Raw genomic sequence first — 15,377 nt, forward strand, 5'->3', positions numbered from 1 at the left:
AATGGGAAGAGATCTTAAATACACTAGAAATATTGGTATTGCAGCTCACATTGATGCTGGTAAAACCACTACTACTGAAAGAATTCTATTCTATACAGGTAAAACCCACAAAATAGGTGAGGTACACGATGGTGCTTCTACTATGGACTGGATGGAGCAAGAAGCTGAAAGGGGGATTACAATTACTTCTGCAGCTACAACTTGTAACTGGGTATTTCCTAGACATGATGGGAAGCCTACAGCAGACGCTAAAGATTATCACTTTAACATCATCGATACACCGGGACACGTAGACTTTACCGTAGAGGTAAACCGTTCTCTTAGAGTATTAGATGGTTTAGTATTCTTATTCTCTGCAGTAGACGGAGTAGAGCCTCAGTCTGAAACAAACTGGAGACTAGCAGATAACTACAAAGTGGCTAGAATGGGGTTTGTAAACAAAATGGATAGACAGGGTGCAGACTTTCTTAATGTAGTAAACCAAGTTAAGGAAATGTTAGGTTCTAACGCAGTTCCTATCGTACTTCCTATTGGTGCAGAAGAAGACTTTAAAGGAGTGGTAGACCTTATTAAGAATAGAGCTATCATTTGGCATGAGGAAACTCAAGGAGCTACTTTTGATGTAGTGCCTATTCCTGATGATATGAAGGATGATGTATTAGCTTACAGACAAAACTTAGTAGAAGCTGTAGCTGAGTACGATGAGTCTTTATTAGAGAAGTTCTTTGAAGATCCAGATTCTATTACAGAAGAAGAAATTAACGAAGCACTTAGAAAAGCTACTATCGATTTATCTATTATCCCAATGACTTGTGGTTCTTCATTTAAGAACAAAGGGGTGCAGTTTATGCTAGATGCGGTTTGTAGATACTTACCTTCTCCATTAGACAAAGATGATATCAACGGTACAGATCCTAATACAGATGCTGAAATCAGTAGAAAACCAGATGTAAACGAGCCTTTCTCTGCATTAGCATTTAAAATTGCTACAGACCCATTCGTGGGAAGATTAGCATTCTTTAGAGCTTATTCAGGAAGACTAGATGCTGGTTCTTATGTACTTAATACAAGATCTGGAAACAAAGAAAGAATTTCTAGAATTTACCAAATGCACGCTAATAAGCAAAATCCTGTAGAGTATATCGAAGCGGGAGATATTGGTGCAGCGGTAGGTTTCAAAGATATTAAAACTGGGGATACACTTTCTGATGAGAAGAACCCTATCGTTTTAGAATCTATGATTTTCCCAGATCCAGTAATCGGTATTGCAGTAGAACCTAAAACTAAAGCAGACCAAGATAAATTGGGTAATGCTCTTGCTAAATTAGCAGAAGAAGACCCAACTTTCCAAGTGAAAACTGATGAGGCTTCTGGACAAACTATTATCTCTGGTATGGGTGAACTTCATTTAGATATCATTGTAGATCGTTTGAAGAGAGAATTCAAAGTAGAGGTTAACCAGGGTCAGCCGCAAGTAGAGTACAAAGAAGCTCTTACTGCTACTGCTAACCATAGAGAAGTTTATAAGAAACAATCTGGTGGTAGAGGTAAGTTTGCGGATATCGTATTCGAAATCGGTCCAGCTGATGAAGGTAAGACAGGTCTTGAATTCATTAACGAAATTAAAGGTGGTAATATTCCTAAAGAATTTATCCCTTCTGTAGAAAAAGGATTCAAGGAAGCTATGAGGAATGGTCCTTTAGCAGGATTCGAAGTTGAAGCAATGAAGATTACCCTTAAAGATGGATCTTTCCACGCGGTAGACTCTGACCAACTTTCTTTCGAATTAGCAGCTAAGTTAGGTTTCAAAGCGGCTGGTAAAGCAGCGAAGGCTGTAATTATGGAGCCTATTATGAAGCTTGAAGTAGTTACTCCGGAAGAATATATGGGGGATATCGTAGGGGACCTTAACAGAAGAAGAGGTACTATTAACGGTATGGACGATAGAAACAACGCTAAGGTTATCAAGGCATTTGTTCCTCTTTCTGAAATGTTCGGGTATGTAACATCTCTTAGAACGCTTTCTTCTGGTAGAGCAACATCTTCTATGGAGTTTGAAAAGTACGAACCAGCTCCTCAGAACGTGGCTGACGAAGTAATAGAAAAAGCAAAAGGTTAATCTTTTAAAATTTAGAATTAAAATGTCACAAAGAATCAGAATAAAACTAAAATCTTACGATTACAATTTGGTAGATAAGTCTGCTGAGAAAATCGTAAAAACAGTAAAATCTACTGGTGCTGTAGTGAATGGTCCTATACCATTGCCTACTCACAAAAGAATCTTTACGGTTCTTAGATCTCCGCACGTTAATAAGAAGGCGAGAGAGCAGTTCCAACTTTCAGCTCACAAGAGATTGATGGACATTTACTCTTCTTCTTCTAAAACGGTAGATGCTTTAATGAAGTTAGAGCTTTCTAGCGGTGTAGATGTAGAAATCAAAGTTTGATAAATAAACTTTGCTATGATATCAAACTCCTCCCTTAGATATAAGGGAGGAGTTTTTTTTATGAAAAATAGATTGCCAATAAAAAAATAGTTTTATATTCGTAGCATGACAATAAAAGTAAAAAGCTATGAAAAGAAATTTATTAAAAACAGCAATTGCATTTTGTGTGGTAGGGGCTGGCTTGGGTTCTCTTTATGGACAAGAGGGCTATAAAGCTCCATTGGCCGAGAAAGTGAGTCCGGTTTACGATGGCGGATGATGCCGAACTGGATAATATGGTGTTTCCGACTTCGGAATGGCAGGCTTTTGCCGATGTGTCTTGGTATTCGGATGCGGTGAACGAGTTTACCTTAACCACCGAGGCGCAACTCGCTGGTCTGTCCAAATTGGTGAAGGAAGGCAACAGTTTTTCGGGAAAAACCATTAGTCTTGGGAACGATTTGGACTTGGGCGAACACCTTTGGACAGCGATTGGCTACACTTACAGAACGCCGTTTTCTGGTAATTTTGACGGGAAGCATCACACCATTAAAAATCTAAAAGTGTACCGAGGCGATAGTGGGGATTTCCTGGGGTTGTTTGGTTATTATGCTTCGGGGAATTTAAAAGACCTGACGATTGATGGAGGGATGGTCAGGAAGGACACGGCGGGAGTGCTGGTAGGGAATTTCACCTCGGGGGCTACAATGAGCAACTGCCATATCAAGAACGGAAAACTGTTGGGGGGTTACGACCCTAATTATACCACGAGTGCCTTTAATGTGGGGTTGTTGTGCGGTTCGGTAACTTCTTCCAGCGTAGTGGATTATTGTTCGGCGGAAGGGGTGATTAAAGGCTTCCAGCAGGTGGGCGGTTTGGTAGGCTCGCCTTGGAACAAAGCCGTGATAAAAAACTCTTATTTCAAAGGAAAAGTGATAGGTGCTTATTTCGTGGGCGGTTTAGTAGGGTTCAGTACCTTTGCCTTCAGTCCTAATTCCGAGGTTTTAATAGAGGATTGCTATGCGATGGCGGAAGTGATGGGGGCTGAACACGTGGGCGGTTTTTACGGCGGTTTGCAGGTAGGGAAAATTAAAAATTCGTATTCTGTGAGTACCGTTGATGGCGCTTCGGGAACGGTAGGGGGATTTGTGGGAAGTATCGGAGGCGGAGGCATTCTTGAAAATGCTCATTTTAACAAGACCGTGGCTCCGATGTCGGGGTATGGCGATGCTCCAGCTCCGGGAGTGGGCCTTATGGGGCATACCACCGAAGCGATGAAAGTGCAGTCGTTCTTAGATTTACTGAATAATAACCGAACACCTGAAAAATGGAAATTCGAGAGCGGTGTAAATGAGGGGTATCCCGTGATTTACGATGCGGCAACGATGGGCGTTTCCGAAATTAAGAAACCCGACCAAGTTTCCATCTATCCAACGGTGGCGAAGGATAAGCTGTACCTGTCGGATAAGGCTCAAACCTACACTTACCAAGTGCTTGATGTTACGGGGAGAGTGCTAAAAAGTGGCAAAACCAACGCTTCCGTAGAGGTGGGCGACTTGAACCGAGGCGTGTACTTGCTGAAACTGGAAAACGGACAAGGCTACACGGTGCATAAGTTTATGAAAGATTAGTTTTATTTGTTTAGACTAAAGCCTCCCTATCTAAGGGGGGCTTTTTTTAGGATAAAAAATAAAAATTTTGGGGTTGGGGAACTGCCGCCCCATCTTGGGGAATATTTTTTTTAGCTAAAGAATAGATTTTGTTTTATAGGAAAAGGCTTCCCCATTGTTGAAAATAAGCTCCCCAAGATAGGGGGACGGTTTTTTAAGTTGGGGGAAGGTTGCCCCAAAGAGGGGAGGGTTTTCCCCGAGTTATTTAATGAAAATTTCATTTTGATAGGTGGAAAATAATATTAAATTTGTATCAGCAGACCCTAACTATTGATAAGTTTCAAAAAGTGAAGTTTGGAGTATTAACTTAAAACCGTTTCATTATGCCAAAAAAAGGACTTGCAGAAGTAATACACGCTGCAGAGCTTATGTTGAGCGGGCTAAAAGCCCATCAGTCGGAGTTGTCGTCAAGAGGATTAGATGCCGCTTTCATAAAGACGATGGAAGATTTGATGAAAAACTTGGTACAGGCAAACAATCTCCAAGAGAAATTGAAAGCCGACTTAAAAACGCAAACCACCAAAGTAGAAGAGCTGATGAGTAACCTGCAGAAAACGGCTTCCGAAGCCAAGAAGAGGGTAAAATTAGATGTCCAAAGCTCCCAATGGAAAGCGTTTGGAATTGAGGACAAACGCTAACGATGAGAATGGTAAAGCCGCCAATAGAGGGCGGCTTTATTTTGTTAAGGTATTATTTGAAATTTAAGAAATAAATTAAATATGATTTTTATCATATAAAAATTTTTGTTTTTGAAAAATTCATTTATATTTGTGATATGTTAAACCAATAAATTATTATGTTATGAAAAAATTATTTTTTGTGGCTACATTGTTGGTCGCTGGTGTAATGAGTGCAAAAGTAGGTACTCCTAACAGAAAATGCATTAAAGATGATGCGAGAAAAAGTATTGAGTATCTACCAATAAAAAAGTTAGGAGGAGTGGAAAAGGTAAATATACCTTCTTTTATAACGGCAGGAGCTTGTTCGAATTGGATTACAGTGGACGCTTCTTGTGGAGCACGATATTATTTGTGTTCGGATCACTATGAGAATATGGAAGAATTAATGGACGATGTAGATTATTTTGATGATGCGAAGTGTAATTAAATTTTGTGTTATTTTTTTTGGGCTGTTGATGGTTAATATTGCTTACAGTCAAGTTACGGCTTCTGGTAACTTAAATTTTTCGCCGGAACCGTTTGTACAGAAAGAAATTGACCGTGTGAGGTATCAGGTATTTTATGAACTAAAATTTTTGCCTAATGCAGACCAACCATCGTCCTTTAGGGAAGCCGTAACTATTTTGCAGATAGGGGATAATTTCGTAAAGTTTGCAGATGCTAATACCTATAAATCAGATTCGCTTAGGAATGAGTTTCAGTATCTAAAATCTATAAGAACTAAGGAGTTTAACCAACTTTTGGCCCTTAGACCAAAGTTTCCTTATACGATTTACTCCAATCCGAAAGAGAATGTCTATACGCTTAATAATAGGCTGTCTCATGCTTATACTTATACGGCTCCTATCCCAAAGTTAGAGTGGAACATAAGTTCTACAACTAAAAAAATAGGCGATTATTTGGCTGTAAAAGCAACCACCCGCTATTCGGGCAGAAATTATGAGGCTTGGTTTACTCAAGAAATACCGTTTTCTTACGGACCTTATTTGTTTCAAGGTTTGCCGGGTCTGATTTTGGAGATTAGAGATACCGCAAATCATTATGCCTTTACGCTGTTTAAAATTGAGAAATCTGATACAGCGATGACCAAAGGAAGCGGGAAAGAGGTGCTTGAGGTTACGCGTGAGAAATACAAAAAGCTGGAGCGGGTGTATCACGAAAATCCTGGACAATTCATTAAAGGAATGGCTTATGATGCAGGAGGAAATCCCATCAATCTTAGGAATAAACCTCGCCCGTACAATCCCATAGAGTTGGAGTAAGGGAGAAGTTATGATAGAAAACTATTAAGTTTTTTATTTTCTCAAGGTTTGTTTTTATTAAACTAATAGAATTTTTATCTTCGCCTTCATCTATAAGGAAGTTAGATGAAGGCGTTTTTTGTGTAGAATATTTTTTGTAATATTGTTTTGAATTAAATCTTATAAATGCTATGATGAAAAAACTAATTGGAGTCTTTTTATTCTTTTGTGGTTTCGTTGGGCTTTCGGCTCAAGAGTTAATGGTGTATTATAATGTGAGTTTTAAATTGGATTCTCTGCAAGAACACTTCAATAAGGAAGAAGCCGTATTGGATATATCTAAAAATGAGGTGAAATTTTATTCCACAGAATATCTGAAAGCCGACTCTATCCAAAAGCAAACGAATAAAGCAAATTTTGCTTATCCCAAATTAAAGTATAAAGTTAAAAGGGCTCTTAATACTTCTGAAAATACAGAGTATGTTACGATTTATATGGATTATTATGCGTTATCGTCTAACGATACCCAAAATTGGACGATACTAGATGAGACCAAAACCGTTAACGGTATTGTATTGAGAAAAGCCGTAACCCGATTTGGTAAAAGAGATTGGGAGGCTTGGTTTTCGGATAAATACCCAGTTTTAGAGGGACCATATAAATTTAGAGGGTTGCCTGGGCTTATCTTTGAATTACGAGATACAAAGGATAATTTTATATTTTCCGTTAATCGGATTGTGCCTAAAAAAGAAAAAATAGAAACCGATAATTTTTTAGAAACCAATTATGGCAAAAAAGCACTTCCTATTAAATTGGGCGTTTATCAGAAATTAAAGTTAGATGATTATCATAATCCGTTAAAGGGTCAAGAAAACTTGATAGTAATGGGTAAAGATGGTAAACCAGCAAAAATTGATAAAAGAGAACAAATCTTAAAATATCAAAATCATCTAAGAAAATATAATAATCCGATAGACTTAAATTTAGCGGTTACTTACCCTGATAATAAATAACATTGTTATTGTATACAAATTCCTTCTATTTATATAGGAGGAATTTTTTGTATTAAGAAAAAACACTTACTTTTCATTTTTGTTTAGTGATAGAATAATCTGTTTAGTTGAGATGAAAATAGTTGTTAAAATAGGTTGTATATTGTTATTTTGCCATTCTTGTAATGTGTTTGCTCAATCATTTTTAGCGAAGTATCAGGTGACTTTTGTCAAAGATACTTTAAGTTTCAATCCGTTAGAGGAAGTAATGGATTTGCAAATTGTGGGAGAGCAGTCTGTTTTTAGGAGTGCTGTAAAATCATTGTCGGACTCCCTTTCTAAAAAGGAGATTAGGAATGCTTTAAGCACCGTAAAAGATGGGCAGGTAGTGCTAGATATTACAAATGTCCCAAAACCCAAATTAAGACAAGAAGTTATTCGGCAGAGAGATGAAGTGTTGGTGTATGATAGGATTTTTACAGATGATTTTTACTTCCCATTAACGGATAAGGTCGTTTGGAACATAACTAATGAGAAGGAAGTTATCAACTCTTATCGGTGTATAAAGGCGGTATCTCATTATAGAGGTAGAGATTATGAGGCTTGGTTTACAGAAGAGATACCCATTTCAGAAGGTCCTTATATATTTAAAGGTTTGCCAGGATTGGTAGTTAAGGTTTATGACAAGAAGAAATATTACACTTACGAACTTACCTATTTTGCTAAGAAAGATAAGTTGGAACTTGCTAAACCCAGTTCTAACGCCGCTAAGGTGAATATGGAACAATTTTCGCAAATGAGAAAAGCTCTGCCAGAAACCATAATCCAAAGATTTGAACAGAGGTTGAATAAACCTTTGCCAGAGGAAAGGAGAAAATTGGTTAGGCAGAATGCTTTGAAAGATAACAATCATATATTCTAAACGGATAAATAATAATAGGTTAAAACTTCTCTTTTACTTAGGGTAGGAGAGAAGTATTTTGGTTTGTGGTTTTAAAAAAATAAAATCTACAATATTCAAAAAATGTTTATCTTCGTGGGTATGAATAAAATACTGATGTTTCTGCTATTAGGGCAGATGATTTTTGGGCAGAATATAAAAAGCATTCAATTATTTAACCCTAAAACTAACGATGGTACACCTGTCATCAATATTGGGGAGCAGTTGGTTTTAAGGTTTGATGATTTGTCGGGAGGGAGTTCAATCTATCGTTATACGCTGAAACATTATGATAGGAATTGGCAGGAAGATGGTCTATTTTTTACCGAGTATGCCAGTGGCGATTTGAATGGGATTATCAACAACTTTCAATACTCTTTTAATACTTTACAAAGATATACGCATTACGAGCTAGTATTTCCTAACGAGCAGATAAAGCCTAAGATTTCGGGGAATTTTGAAATTGTAATTTACAAAGATTCTCCCTCTAAGCCTTTGTTTAAAAGGAGGTTTTGTGTGGTTGAAAATAAGGCTTCTTTAGCACTTAATCTTAGCCGATTTTCGGATAGCAAAAGGCAAGAGCTTAATCAAAGGGTAGAGGTAAAGGCTATGGGAGACCAAACTTTGCTTAATAATGTTAATTCTGTTTCCTTGAATGTAATTCAAAATAATAATTGGGAAATTGGAATTTACAATCAGAAGCCTAGCAGTACTTTGGGTAGTGGGCTAATGTTTCAGCAACTGAATTTAGCTTTTGAAGGGAATAACGAATTTTATTACTTTGATAATAAGAATATGGGTAGAGCTTTTGATATGGTAGCAGGGGCTGAAACGATGGAAGGTACTAATTATACTTACTTGCATCCTGTTTGGGCATATCCACTCAATTATCAGTATCAGCCAGATGTTAATGGAGCGTTTTATTTCAGAAGAAATGATTTAGGTTTGGAAAGAGATGCTCATAGAGAAGCGGATTATTCTTGGGTATATTTTTATTTAGACTCAGAACCAGTGCAGGGTAAAATTTATGTTTTGGGACAGTTTAATGATTATACTGCTAATGAGGAAAGCCAAATGTACTATGATGAAAATAGGCATCAGTATGTAGCAAAAATTTACCTAAAGCAAGGTTTTTACAACTATATTTTAGCGACACAAAAAGAGGGAGAAACGCTAAACTATGGAGAAATAAATGGTAATTTTTGGCAAACCGAAAATCTTTATCAAGCATTCTTGTATTACAGACCTTTCGGAGCTAACTATGATGGACTTTTAGGCTATGGAGAGCTAAGAGCTCCTGTTCAGTAGAAAAGGTTTTACATAAATTTCGTAGGGTCTGGATAGCGGTAATTATAAGGGATTTCTATTTCGGAGAGGCGAGAAGAAATAATTCTCCCAAATGTTTCTTGTGGGGTTGTTGGGACAGCTTTCCCTATTTGTTGGTTTAGGATTTCTAACTTGGTAGGGTGTAGAGGAGCTACAATATTGTATATTTTTGAGGTTAAATTTCGGTTCAGCATTTTCTCTATAACAAGGCAAACATCTTTATAATGAATATGATTAACCACTTGATTCAGGTTGGTTACTTTGTAGTTGCTTAGCATTCGGTTGCCGCCCATAAGTCCACCCAATCGTAAAATGTTAAGGTGAGGGAAACTAGATTTCATTTGCTTTTCAATGGATAGAATGTGTTGGTCTAAATCAGTTTCGTCTAGTGTGTTTTCGTTGATGATTCCTTCAATTTGTGGATAAATTCCTATAGAACTCATTAAAAAAATAGGCTTCTCAAATCCGAAAATAAAGCGACTGATATTATGAAACCTCGTTTTAAGAAGGTGTAAATCTGTGCGTTTTGAAAACGGAACCGTAATAATAATAGCATCTAATTTTGAGAGAATTTCCCAAGGAGTATCAATGGGATTATCAAAATTGATGATACTCGTTTGACAACCTTTAATTTTCAGTAGGGTGGCTTTACTTTCGGAAGTATTAGTTGTGTGGATAGAGTAAGTAGGAGCAAAATGCTCTACCAAATGTTTGCCTAGCCAGCCGCAACCTATAATACCGAGATGTTTCATAACTAATGGATATAAAAAGCCCCACGCTTTATCAGCAGACGTGGGGAATATTTTAGCTTAAATAGAAATTTTTTAATTCTTCCTCACAAAGCGTTTTAATGACTTCTATCCAGCGGTCTTCATCGTTAAGACAAGAGATGTAATGGAATTGCTCTCCTCCTGCGTGCAAAAATTCCTCCTTGCCCTCTTCGGATATTTCTTCTAAGGTTTCTAAACAGTCCGATACAAAGGCAGGGCAACAGATAGCTAATTTTTTAACTCCTTTTTTAGGTAGATTTTCTAAAGTTTCGTCTGTGTAAGGCTCAATCCATTTGTCTTTTCCTAAACGAGATTGAAAGGAAACGATGGTTTTCTCTTTTGGTAAATTAAGTTGTTGAATTACCAATTCTGTGGTTTTAAAACATTGATGACGGTAACAAAACGAATGACTTGGATTGTTCTCACGAGAGCAACAATCATTAAGGTTGCACGTTTTGGTAGGGTCTGTTTTGTAGATGTGTCTTTCTGGTACACCGTGGTAAGAAAACTGTAAAGCATCAAAATCTTGAGGTAGTTTTTCTCGGATACTATCAGCTAAACATTTAATATAAATATCTCGGTTGTAGAAAGGCTGAACATAATTAACTCTCACATTAGGAAAGTGTTTTTTTCTTACCTCTTCTGCCTTGTCTATTACGGTTTCTGTGGTACTCATAGCGTATTGCGGATACAACGGAAACAGAACAATATCTGTAACGCCTTGTTCTATGAGTTTTCTCATACCGTTTTCTATGCTAGGTTGGGCGTACCTCATACCTATTTCCACAGGGATATCTACTAATTTTTGTAGTTTGGTTTTTATTTTTTCTGTGATTACGATAAGGGGAGAGCCTTCTGGAGTCCACACCGTTTCGTAAGCTGCTGCGGACTTTGGAGGTCTAGTTTTGAGAATAATACCTCTCACCAATAATGCACGGAAAAACCAACGATAATCAATGACCTTTTCGTCCATCAAAAATTCGTCTAGATATTCTTTAACATCAGACACCTTGGTGGATTTGGGCGAACCTAAATTAACTAATAATATCCCTTTTTTTGACATAGTTTTGTTTTAGCGTGATTAAATTTTAGCCGTTTACAGCCTCCACTTTTTCTACCAAATCGGGCAGAAATTGTTTGAGTACATTCTCTATACCGCCTTTCAGGGTAGCTGTAGAACTTGGGCAACCGCTACAAGCACCTTGTAGTAGCATTTTGGCAGTTTTGGTGCTTTCGTCGTATTCCATTAGAGAAATTTTACCGCCATCGTTTTCTACGGCAGGAGCCACATATTCGTTAAGTATGTCGCTTATCTTTTGTTCCGTATCGGTATATTCTCTGTTAATGATTTTCTCTACTGGATTTTCGTGTTTTTGGGGTTCTTTATGAGAAACCTCGCCACCATTTTGGAGATATTCAGCGATAAAAGCTCTAGTAACCACCATCACTTCGTGCCACTGTACAGAATCATCTTTGGTAACCGCAACAAAGTTATCCGAAATAAAGACCTCTTGGGCAAAATCAAACTCTTTGAAAATAGCTTGAGCCAAAGGCACTTCTGCAGCTTCCTCACGAGATTTAACCTCTACAAACCCCTCTAATAATAGTCTTGAGGCTACAAATTTCATCACCGAAGGGTTGGGCGTCATTTCGGCATAAATTTGATACACTTCTTTCCTTTGTTGGCGATAAATTCTAGGGTTAGCAAGAAGCTCGTCTTCGATAACGTTTTTAAGGCTTTGCACCACGTGCTCCCATTCTACGGTATCTTGCTTAGCAACAGCAATAAAATTAGCCGTAATGAATATCTTATCCACAAAAGGATAATTAAAAAGTTCTTGGGCTAGTGGTATCTCCGAAATATCCGAATTTCTATCGAGTTCCAATGAGCCTGGGATTAAGTTGTAATCCGCAACGAACTTCATTACTCTAGGATTTTCTGTGGCTTCTATGATGATTTGTCGCATTTTTAAATTAAATTTGGAACTGCAAAAATACGGAAACCAACTTAGACGATAGAATACTAGGTTTAGTTTTTTTCAATGATTGCAATTTATAGAAAGAAACCAGTTTTAATAGAATTAAAATAAAACCGAAAATATGGCACTTATAAGACCTCTTTTAGGAAAAACTCCACAGATAGGAGAAAACACTTTTTTAGCAGAAACCGCTACTATTATAGGCGATGTAACTATGGGGGCAGAATGTAGCATTTGGTATAATGCCGTTATTCGTGGAGATGTGCATTATATCAAAATGGGGAACAGGGTTAATGTTCAGGACAATGCTATGCTGCATTGCACTTACGAGAAATATCCACTCGTTATAGGTAATAATGTGTCTATTGGGCATAATGCCATTGTGCACGGCTGTACCTTGCACGATAATGTACTTATAGGTATGGGAGCTATTGTTATGGATAACTGCGTGGTGGAATCCAACTCTATTGTGGGGGCAGGCTCTGTGGTTACACAAGGCACACATATTAAATCTGGCGAAGTATGGGGCGGAATCCCAGCTAGAAAAATTAAAGATATGTCCGCTGAACTTTTAGAAGGCGAAGTAAATAGAATTGCTAATAGCTATGTAAAATATTCTAGTTGGTATAAAGATGATGAGCAAAAATAAACCCACCTTAGAGACGGAGCGACTAGTACTTGATGATATTATTAGAGATGATCTTGATAGAATAGTTACGCTTCTTAATCAGACAGAGGATTTTTCTAAAAATACATCAAATATAGCTTATCCATATGAAAAACATCACGCTGAGTTTTTCTATGAAATAGCCAATAATAATGATAACAATAGCTATACTTTTGCAATAAGAGAAAAAGAAACAAGACTAATGATAGGAGCAATGGGTATTCATAATGTAGATGCCCATAATAAAGGAGAAATTGGTTATTGGATAGGTCTTGATTATTGGAATAAAGGTTACGCTAAAGAGGCATTAGCTCGTATTATTTCATTTGCATTTAATAATTTAAAACTAAATAAATTATACGCTTCTCACTTTTCTCATAATCTTGCATCGGGTAAGGTTATGGAGTCGTGTGGTATGCAGTTTGAGGGTATTCTAAAACAAGAAATCTTAAAACAAGGGGTTTATTTAGATTTGTGTAGATATAGCATATTAAATTCTCACAAAATTTAATCCTCCAAAAATTTGTACTTTTGGGGAATGAATAGCGAGGTCTTTCAACTTATAGAGCATACCAACAGAAATATATTCCTTACAGGTAAGGCAGGGACTGGTAAAACTACCTTCCTTAATCATTTTGTGAAAAATACTAGAAAAAGCCATATTGTGGTTGCTCCTACAGGGATAGCAGCTATCAATGCGGGTGGGGTTACCATTCATTCGATGTTTGGGCTTCCTTTAAGACCTTTTTTTCCTACTACCGAAAGGATAGACAGCTATTTAGGAAACAATATACCAGACCTCGTAAAACATTTTAAATACCGAAGTTCTAAACTAAAGCTACTTAGGGAGGTTGAAATCATTATTATAGATGAGGTTTCAATGCTACGAGCTGATGTTTTGGATATGATGGACTTTTCCCTTAGGCATATTCGTAGAAATGGGTTGCCGTTTGGTGGAGTTCAGATGCTTTTTATTGGAGATTTGTACCAGTTGCCACCAGTGGTAAGAGATGAACACAGCTTGCAAAGGTATTATACCTCGCCGTTTTTCTTTAGTGCTCACGCCCTTCGTGGGATAGATTTAGTAACGGTGGAACTTACTAAAGTTTACCGTCAGCAGGACGAAACTTTCCTTAATATCCTCAATGAGATAAGGGAAGGCAATCTTGGCGAGGATAATTATGAAAAACTCAACTCAAGATATATCAGCGATTTTGACCCTAAAGATGAGACTTATGTTTATTTAACCTCCCACAATCGTATGGCGGACAGCATCAATAAGGAGCGATTGGAGGCTTTGGGAGGGCGGTCTTATTTTTATAGAGCGGAAGTACGAGATGATTTTAATGAACACCAATATCCCAATGAGGAAATTCTAGAACTGAAAGTAGGGGCTCAAGTGATGTTTATTAGGAATGATGCTAGTCCAGAGAAGCGTTATTTTAATGGTAAATTGGCAGAGGTTACAGCATTAGACCAAGACGAAATCAGAGTGACTATAGACGGCGAAGACGAAGAGTTTACTATAAAACATGAGCTTTGGGAACAAAAACGCTACTTCCTAGATAAAGACAAAAACATTAGGGAGGAAGTGTTGGGCAGTTTTAAACAATACCCTATCCGTTTGGCGTGGGCGGTTACCATACATAAAAGTCAAGGGCTTACTTTTGATAGGTTGATTGTAGATGCGGGGCAGTCCTTTGCATCGGGGCAGGTATATGTGGCCTTGTCTAGGTGTCGTACTTTGGAGGGCATTGTTCTTAAATCTCAAATATCCAAAACGGTTATTTTTAATGACCAAAGGGTTGCCGAGTTTCAAAAAGAAACCAATGCTAACGACCGCATCAGCGAAATTATAAAATCAGAAAAGCACGATTATAGCGTAGGCAAGGTACTTAGACGGATTGATTGTAATTGGTTTACTAAGGCTTTGGAGGAGTGGTATAATCAGGCCTTGGTTACTAGGGATTTAGATAAGAATAAAGCGAAGAAAATTTATCTATCAGTAAAACCTCAAATAGAAAATTGGGTAAAGATATTTGAGAAACTAGAACGAGTGTTAAAGCAAAAAACGCAAAAGTTTATAAAAGGCGATGAGCAGTGGGACGAAATAGAAGCTAAAGCCAAGGGAGCGGTTAATTATTTTTTTACTCAAACTTTGGAGCATTTTTTCACTCCTTTTAAAGATTTTTATGCTGAAACCAAAGGTGTTAAAGGGCTTAAAACTTACAACGCTGAAATCAAACTATTGCTAGACGATTTAGAAGATTATCTTAATGATTTAAAATCGGTATTCTTGATAGATACACCTCTTTTTGACGAAACTAATGAGAAGAGCATTACTACAGAGATTAAAAAAGTGCCTACCCACGTACTGACCTATCAACTATTTGAAGACGGTAAAACTATTGGCGAAATTGCCAAGGAGAGAGGTTTGGTAATATCTACAGTTTACGGACATTTAGCGAAATTTGCAGAGCAAGGGCTATTAGATTTGTCCAGATTGATAAGTGCTGAAAAAATAAAAACCTTTGAAGAAACCTTTAAACAAGCACCACAAGGCACTCTCTCCGAATGGAAAAAAGTCCTCCCAGATGATTTTGAATATCACGAAATAAGATTGCTAGACAATCATTATCGCTATTTGGAACACAAAGAGGAAGACTAAGTTGCGGAACTTTACCCA

General features: G+C 37.4%; 16 protein-coding genes. 13 read left to right on the plus strand and 3 right to left on the minus strand.

The genetic code is table 11. The annotated features are described in order from the left end of the window. The first annotated feature begins 1 nt into the window (after nucleotide 1). The 10 genes from fusA (at nucleotide 2) to RA0C_RS08060 (ending at nucleotide 9,257) form a co-directional block, all read left to right on the plus strand. Nucleotides 2-2,119, plus strand: coding sequence for an elongation factor G (fusA, locus tag RA0C_RS08020; RefSeq protein ID WP_013447072.1), 2,118 nt, complete (start codon nucleotides 2-4; stop codon nucleotides 2,117-2,119). A gap of 22 nt (nucleotides 2,120-2,141) precedes the next feature. After that, nucleotides 2,142-2,447: a 30S ribosomal protein S10 gene (gene rpsJ, locus RA0C_RS08025; protein ID WP_013447073.1), complete on the plus strand. Its 306-nt coding sequence runs from the start codon at nucleotides 2,142-2,144 to the stop codon at nucleotides 2,445-2,447. 127 nt (nucleotides 2,448-2,574) lie between these two features. Continuing rightward, entirely contained in the window at nucleotides 2,575-2,706 is a 132-nt protein-coding gene (locus RA0C_RS10630) for a hypothetical protein (protein ID WP_004916457.1), read from the plus strand. 16 nt (nucleotides 2,707-2,722) lie between these two features. Further along, entirely contained in the window at nucleotides 2,723-4,057 is a 1,335-nt protein-coding gene (locus RA0C_RS08030) for a GLUG motif-containing protein (protein WP_231919853.1), read from the plus strand. A gap of 362 nt (nucleotides 4,058-4,419) precedes the next feature. Then, nucleotides 4,420-4,734, plus strand: coding sequence for a hypothetical protein (locus RA0C_RS08035; protein ID WP_013447075.1), 315 nt, complete (start codon nucleotides 4,420-4,422; stop codon nucleotides 4,732-4,734). A 163-nt stretch (nucleotides 4,735-4,897) separates the two neighbouring features. Further along, on the plus strand, nucleotides 4,898-5,203 hold the full coding sequence (locus RA0C_RS08040) for a hypothetical protein (RefSeq protein ID WP_013447076.1): 306 nt from the start codon (nucleotides 4,898-4,900) through the stop codon (nucleotides 5,201-5,203). Between the two features lie 28 nt (nucleotides 5,204-5,231). Then, nucleotides 5,232-6,038, plus strand: coding sequence for a GLPGLI family protein (locus RA0C_RS08045; RefSeq protein ID WP_017686171.1), 807 nt, complete (start codon nucleotides 5,232-5,234; stop codon nucleotides 6,036-6,038). Between the two features lie 170 nt (nucleotides 6,039-6,208). Next, nucleotides 6,209-7,030, plus strand: coding sequence for a GLPGLI family protein (locus tag RA0C_RS08050; protein ID WP_013447078.1), 822 nt, complete (start codon nucleotides 6,209-6,211; stop codon nucleotides 7,028-7,030). A gap of 112 nt (nucleotides 7,031-7,142) precedes the next feature. Continuing rightward, nucleotides 7,143-7,931: a GLPGLI family protein gene (locus RA0C_RS08055; protein WP_013447079.1), complete on the plus strand. Its 789-nt coding sequence runs from the start codon at nucleotides 7,143-7,145 to the stop codon at nucleotides 7,929-7,931. Nucleotides 7,932-8,051: 120 nt separating this feature from the next. Beyond that, nucleotides 8,052-9,257 carry a type IX secretion system plug protein gene (locus RA0C_RS08060; protein WP_446238766.1) on the plus strand — a complete coding sequence of 402 codons (1,206 nt, stop codon included), beginning with the start codon at nucleotides 8,052-8,054 and terminating at the stop codon, nucleotides 9,255-9,257. Nucleotides 9,258-9,265: 8 nt separating this feature from the next. On the opposite strand, the gene RA0C_RS08065 is transcribed toward RA0C_RS08060, so the two are convergent. Genes RA0C_RS08065 through RA0C_RS08075 form a run of 3 tightly spaced genes read right to left on the minus strand, consistent with a single transcriptional unit; the run spans nucleotide 9,266 to nucleotide 12,012 of the window. Next, nucleotides 9,266-10,027, minus strand: a complete 762-nt coding sequence (locus RA0C_RS08065; protein WP_013447081.1) for a Rossmann-fold NAD(P)-binding domain-containing protein — start codon at nucleotides 10,025-10,027, stop codon at nucleotides 9,266-9,268. Nucleotides 10,028-10,079: 52 nt separating this feature from the next. Then, a complete protein-coding gene (gene hemH / locus RA0C_RS08070) occupies nucleotides 10,080-11,108 on the minus strand; it encodes a ferrochelatase (protein ID WP_013447082.1) in 1,029 nt (342 codons plus the stop codon). A gap of 25 nt (nucleotides 11,109-11,133) precedes the next feature. After that, nucleotides 11,134-12,012, minus strand: coding sequence for a NifU family protein (locus RA0C_RS08075; RefSeq protein ID WP_013447083.1), 879 nt, complete (start codon nucleotides 12,010-12,012; stop codon nucleotides 11,134-11,136). Between the two features lie 133 nt (nucleotides 12,013-12,145). On the opposite strand from RA0C_RS08075, the gene RA0C_RS08080 reads away from it, so the two are divergent. Genes RA0C_RS08080 through RA0C_RS08090 form a run of 3 tightly spaced genes read left to right on the plus strand, consistent with a single transcriptional unit; the run spans nucleotide 12,146 to nucleotide 15,359 of the window. Further along, nucleotides 12,146-12,673, plus strand: a complete 528-nt coding sequence (locus RA0C_RS08080) for a gamma carbonic anhydrase family protein (RefSeq protein ID WP_004916495.1) — start codon at nucleotides 12,146-12,148, stop codon at nucleotides 12,671-12,673. Further along, complete coding sequence (locus RA0C_RS08085) at nucleotides 12,657-13,202, plus strand: GNAT family N-acetyltransferase (protein WP_004916502.1); 546 nt, start codon at nucleotides 12,657-12,659, stop codon at nucleotides 13,200-13,202. Before RA0C_RS08080 ends, RA0C_RS08085 begins: the two co-directional genes overlap by 17 nt. 27 nt (nucleotides 13,203-13,229) lie before the next feature. Next, entirely contained in the window at nucleotides 13,230-15,359 is a 2,130-nt protein-coding gene (locus tag RA0C_RS08090) for a helix-turn-helix domain-containing protein (RefSeq protein WP_004916507.1), read from the plus strand. Nucleotides 15,360-15,377: the final 18 nt, after the last annotated feature.

Origin of the sequence: Riemerella anatipestifer ATCC 11845 = DSM 15868 (assembly GCF_000252855.1) — a bacterium.
Taxonomy (GTDB): Bacteria; Bacteroidota; Bacteroidia; order Flavobacteriales; family Weeksellaceae; genus Riemerella; species Riemerella anatipestifera.

What these genes read in the sequence shown, in the direction of transcription:
- RA0C_RS08045 (WP_017686171.1), top strand. Translation starts at nt 5,232, where the DNA reads ATGGTTAATATTGCTTACAGTCAAGTTACGGCTTCTGGTAACTTAAAT.
- rpsJ (WP_013447073.1), top strand. Translation starts at nt 2,142, where the DNA reads ATGTCACAAAGAATCAGAATAAAACTAAAATCTTACGATTACAATTTG.
- RA0C_RS08055 (WP_013447079.1), top strand. Translation starts at nt 7,143, where the DNA reads ATGAAAATAGTTGTTAAAATAGGTTGTATATTGTTATTTTGCCATTCT.
- RA0C_RS10630 (WP_004916457.1), top strand. Translation starts at nt 2,575, where the DNA reads ATGAAAAGAAATTTATTAAAAACAGCAATTGCATTTTGTGTGGTAGGG.
- RA0C_RS08040 (WP_013447076.1), top strand. Translation starts at nt 4,898, where the DNA reads ATGAAAAAATTATTTTTTGTGGCTACATTGTTGGTCGCTGGTGTAATG.
- hemH (WP_013447082.1), bottom strand. Translation starts at nt 11,108, where the DNA reads ATGTCAAAAAAAGGGATATTATTAGTTAATTTAGGTTCGCCCAAATCC.
- fusA (WP_013447072.1), top strand. Translation starts at nt 2, where the DNA reads ATGGGAAGAGATCTTAAATACACTAGAAATATTGGTATTGCAGCTCAC.
- RA0C_RS08060 (WP_446238766.1), top strand. Translation starts at nt 8,052, where the DNA reads ATGAATAAAATACTGATGTTTCTGCTATTAGGGCAGATGATTTTTGGG.
- RA0C_RS08035 (WP_013447075.1), top strand. Translation starts at nt 4,420, where the DNA reads ATGCCAAAAAAAGGACTTGCAGAAGTAATACACGCTGCAGAGCTTATG.
- RA0C_RS08030 (WP_231919853.1), top strand. Translation starts at nt 2,723, where the DNA reads ATGGTGTTTCCGACTTCGGAATGGCAGGCTTTTGCCGATGTGTCTTGG.
- RA0C_RS08075 (WP_013447083.1), bottom strand. Translation starts at nt 12,012, where the DNA reads ATGCGACAAATCATCATAGAAGCCACAGAAAATCCTAGAGTAATGAAG.
- RA0C_RS08065 (WP_013447081.1), bottom strand. Translation starts at nt 10,027, where the DNA reads ATGAAACATCTCGGTATTATAGGTTGCGGCTGGCTAGGCAAACATTTG.
- RA0C_RS08090 (WP_004916507.1), top strand. Translation starts at nt 13,230, where the DNA reads ATGAATAGCGAGGTCTTTCAACTTATAGAGCATACCAACAGAAATATA.
- RA0C_RS08085 (WP_004916502.1), top strand. Translation starts at nt 12,657, where the DNA reads ATGATGAGCAAAAATAAACCCACCTTAGAGACGGAGCGACTAGTACTT.
- RA0C_RS08080 (WP_004916495.1), top strand. Translation starts at nt 12,146, where the DNA reads ATGGCACTTATAAGACCTCTTTTAGGAAAAACTCCACAGATAGGAGAA.
- RA0C_RS08050 (WP_013447078.1), top strand. Translation starts at nt 6,209, where the DNA reads ATGATGAAAAAACTAATTGGAGTCTTTTTATTCTTTTGTGGTTTCGTT.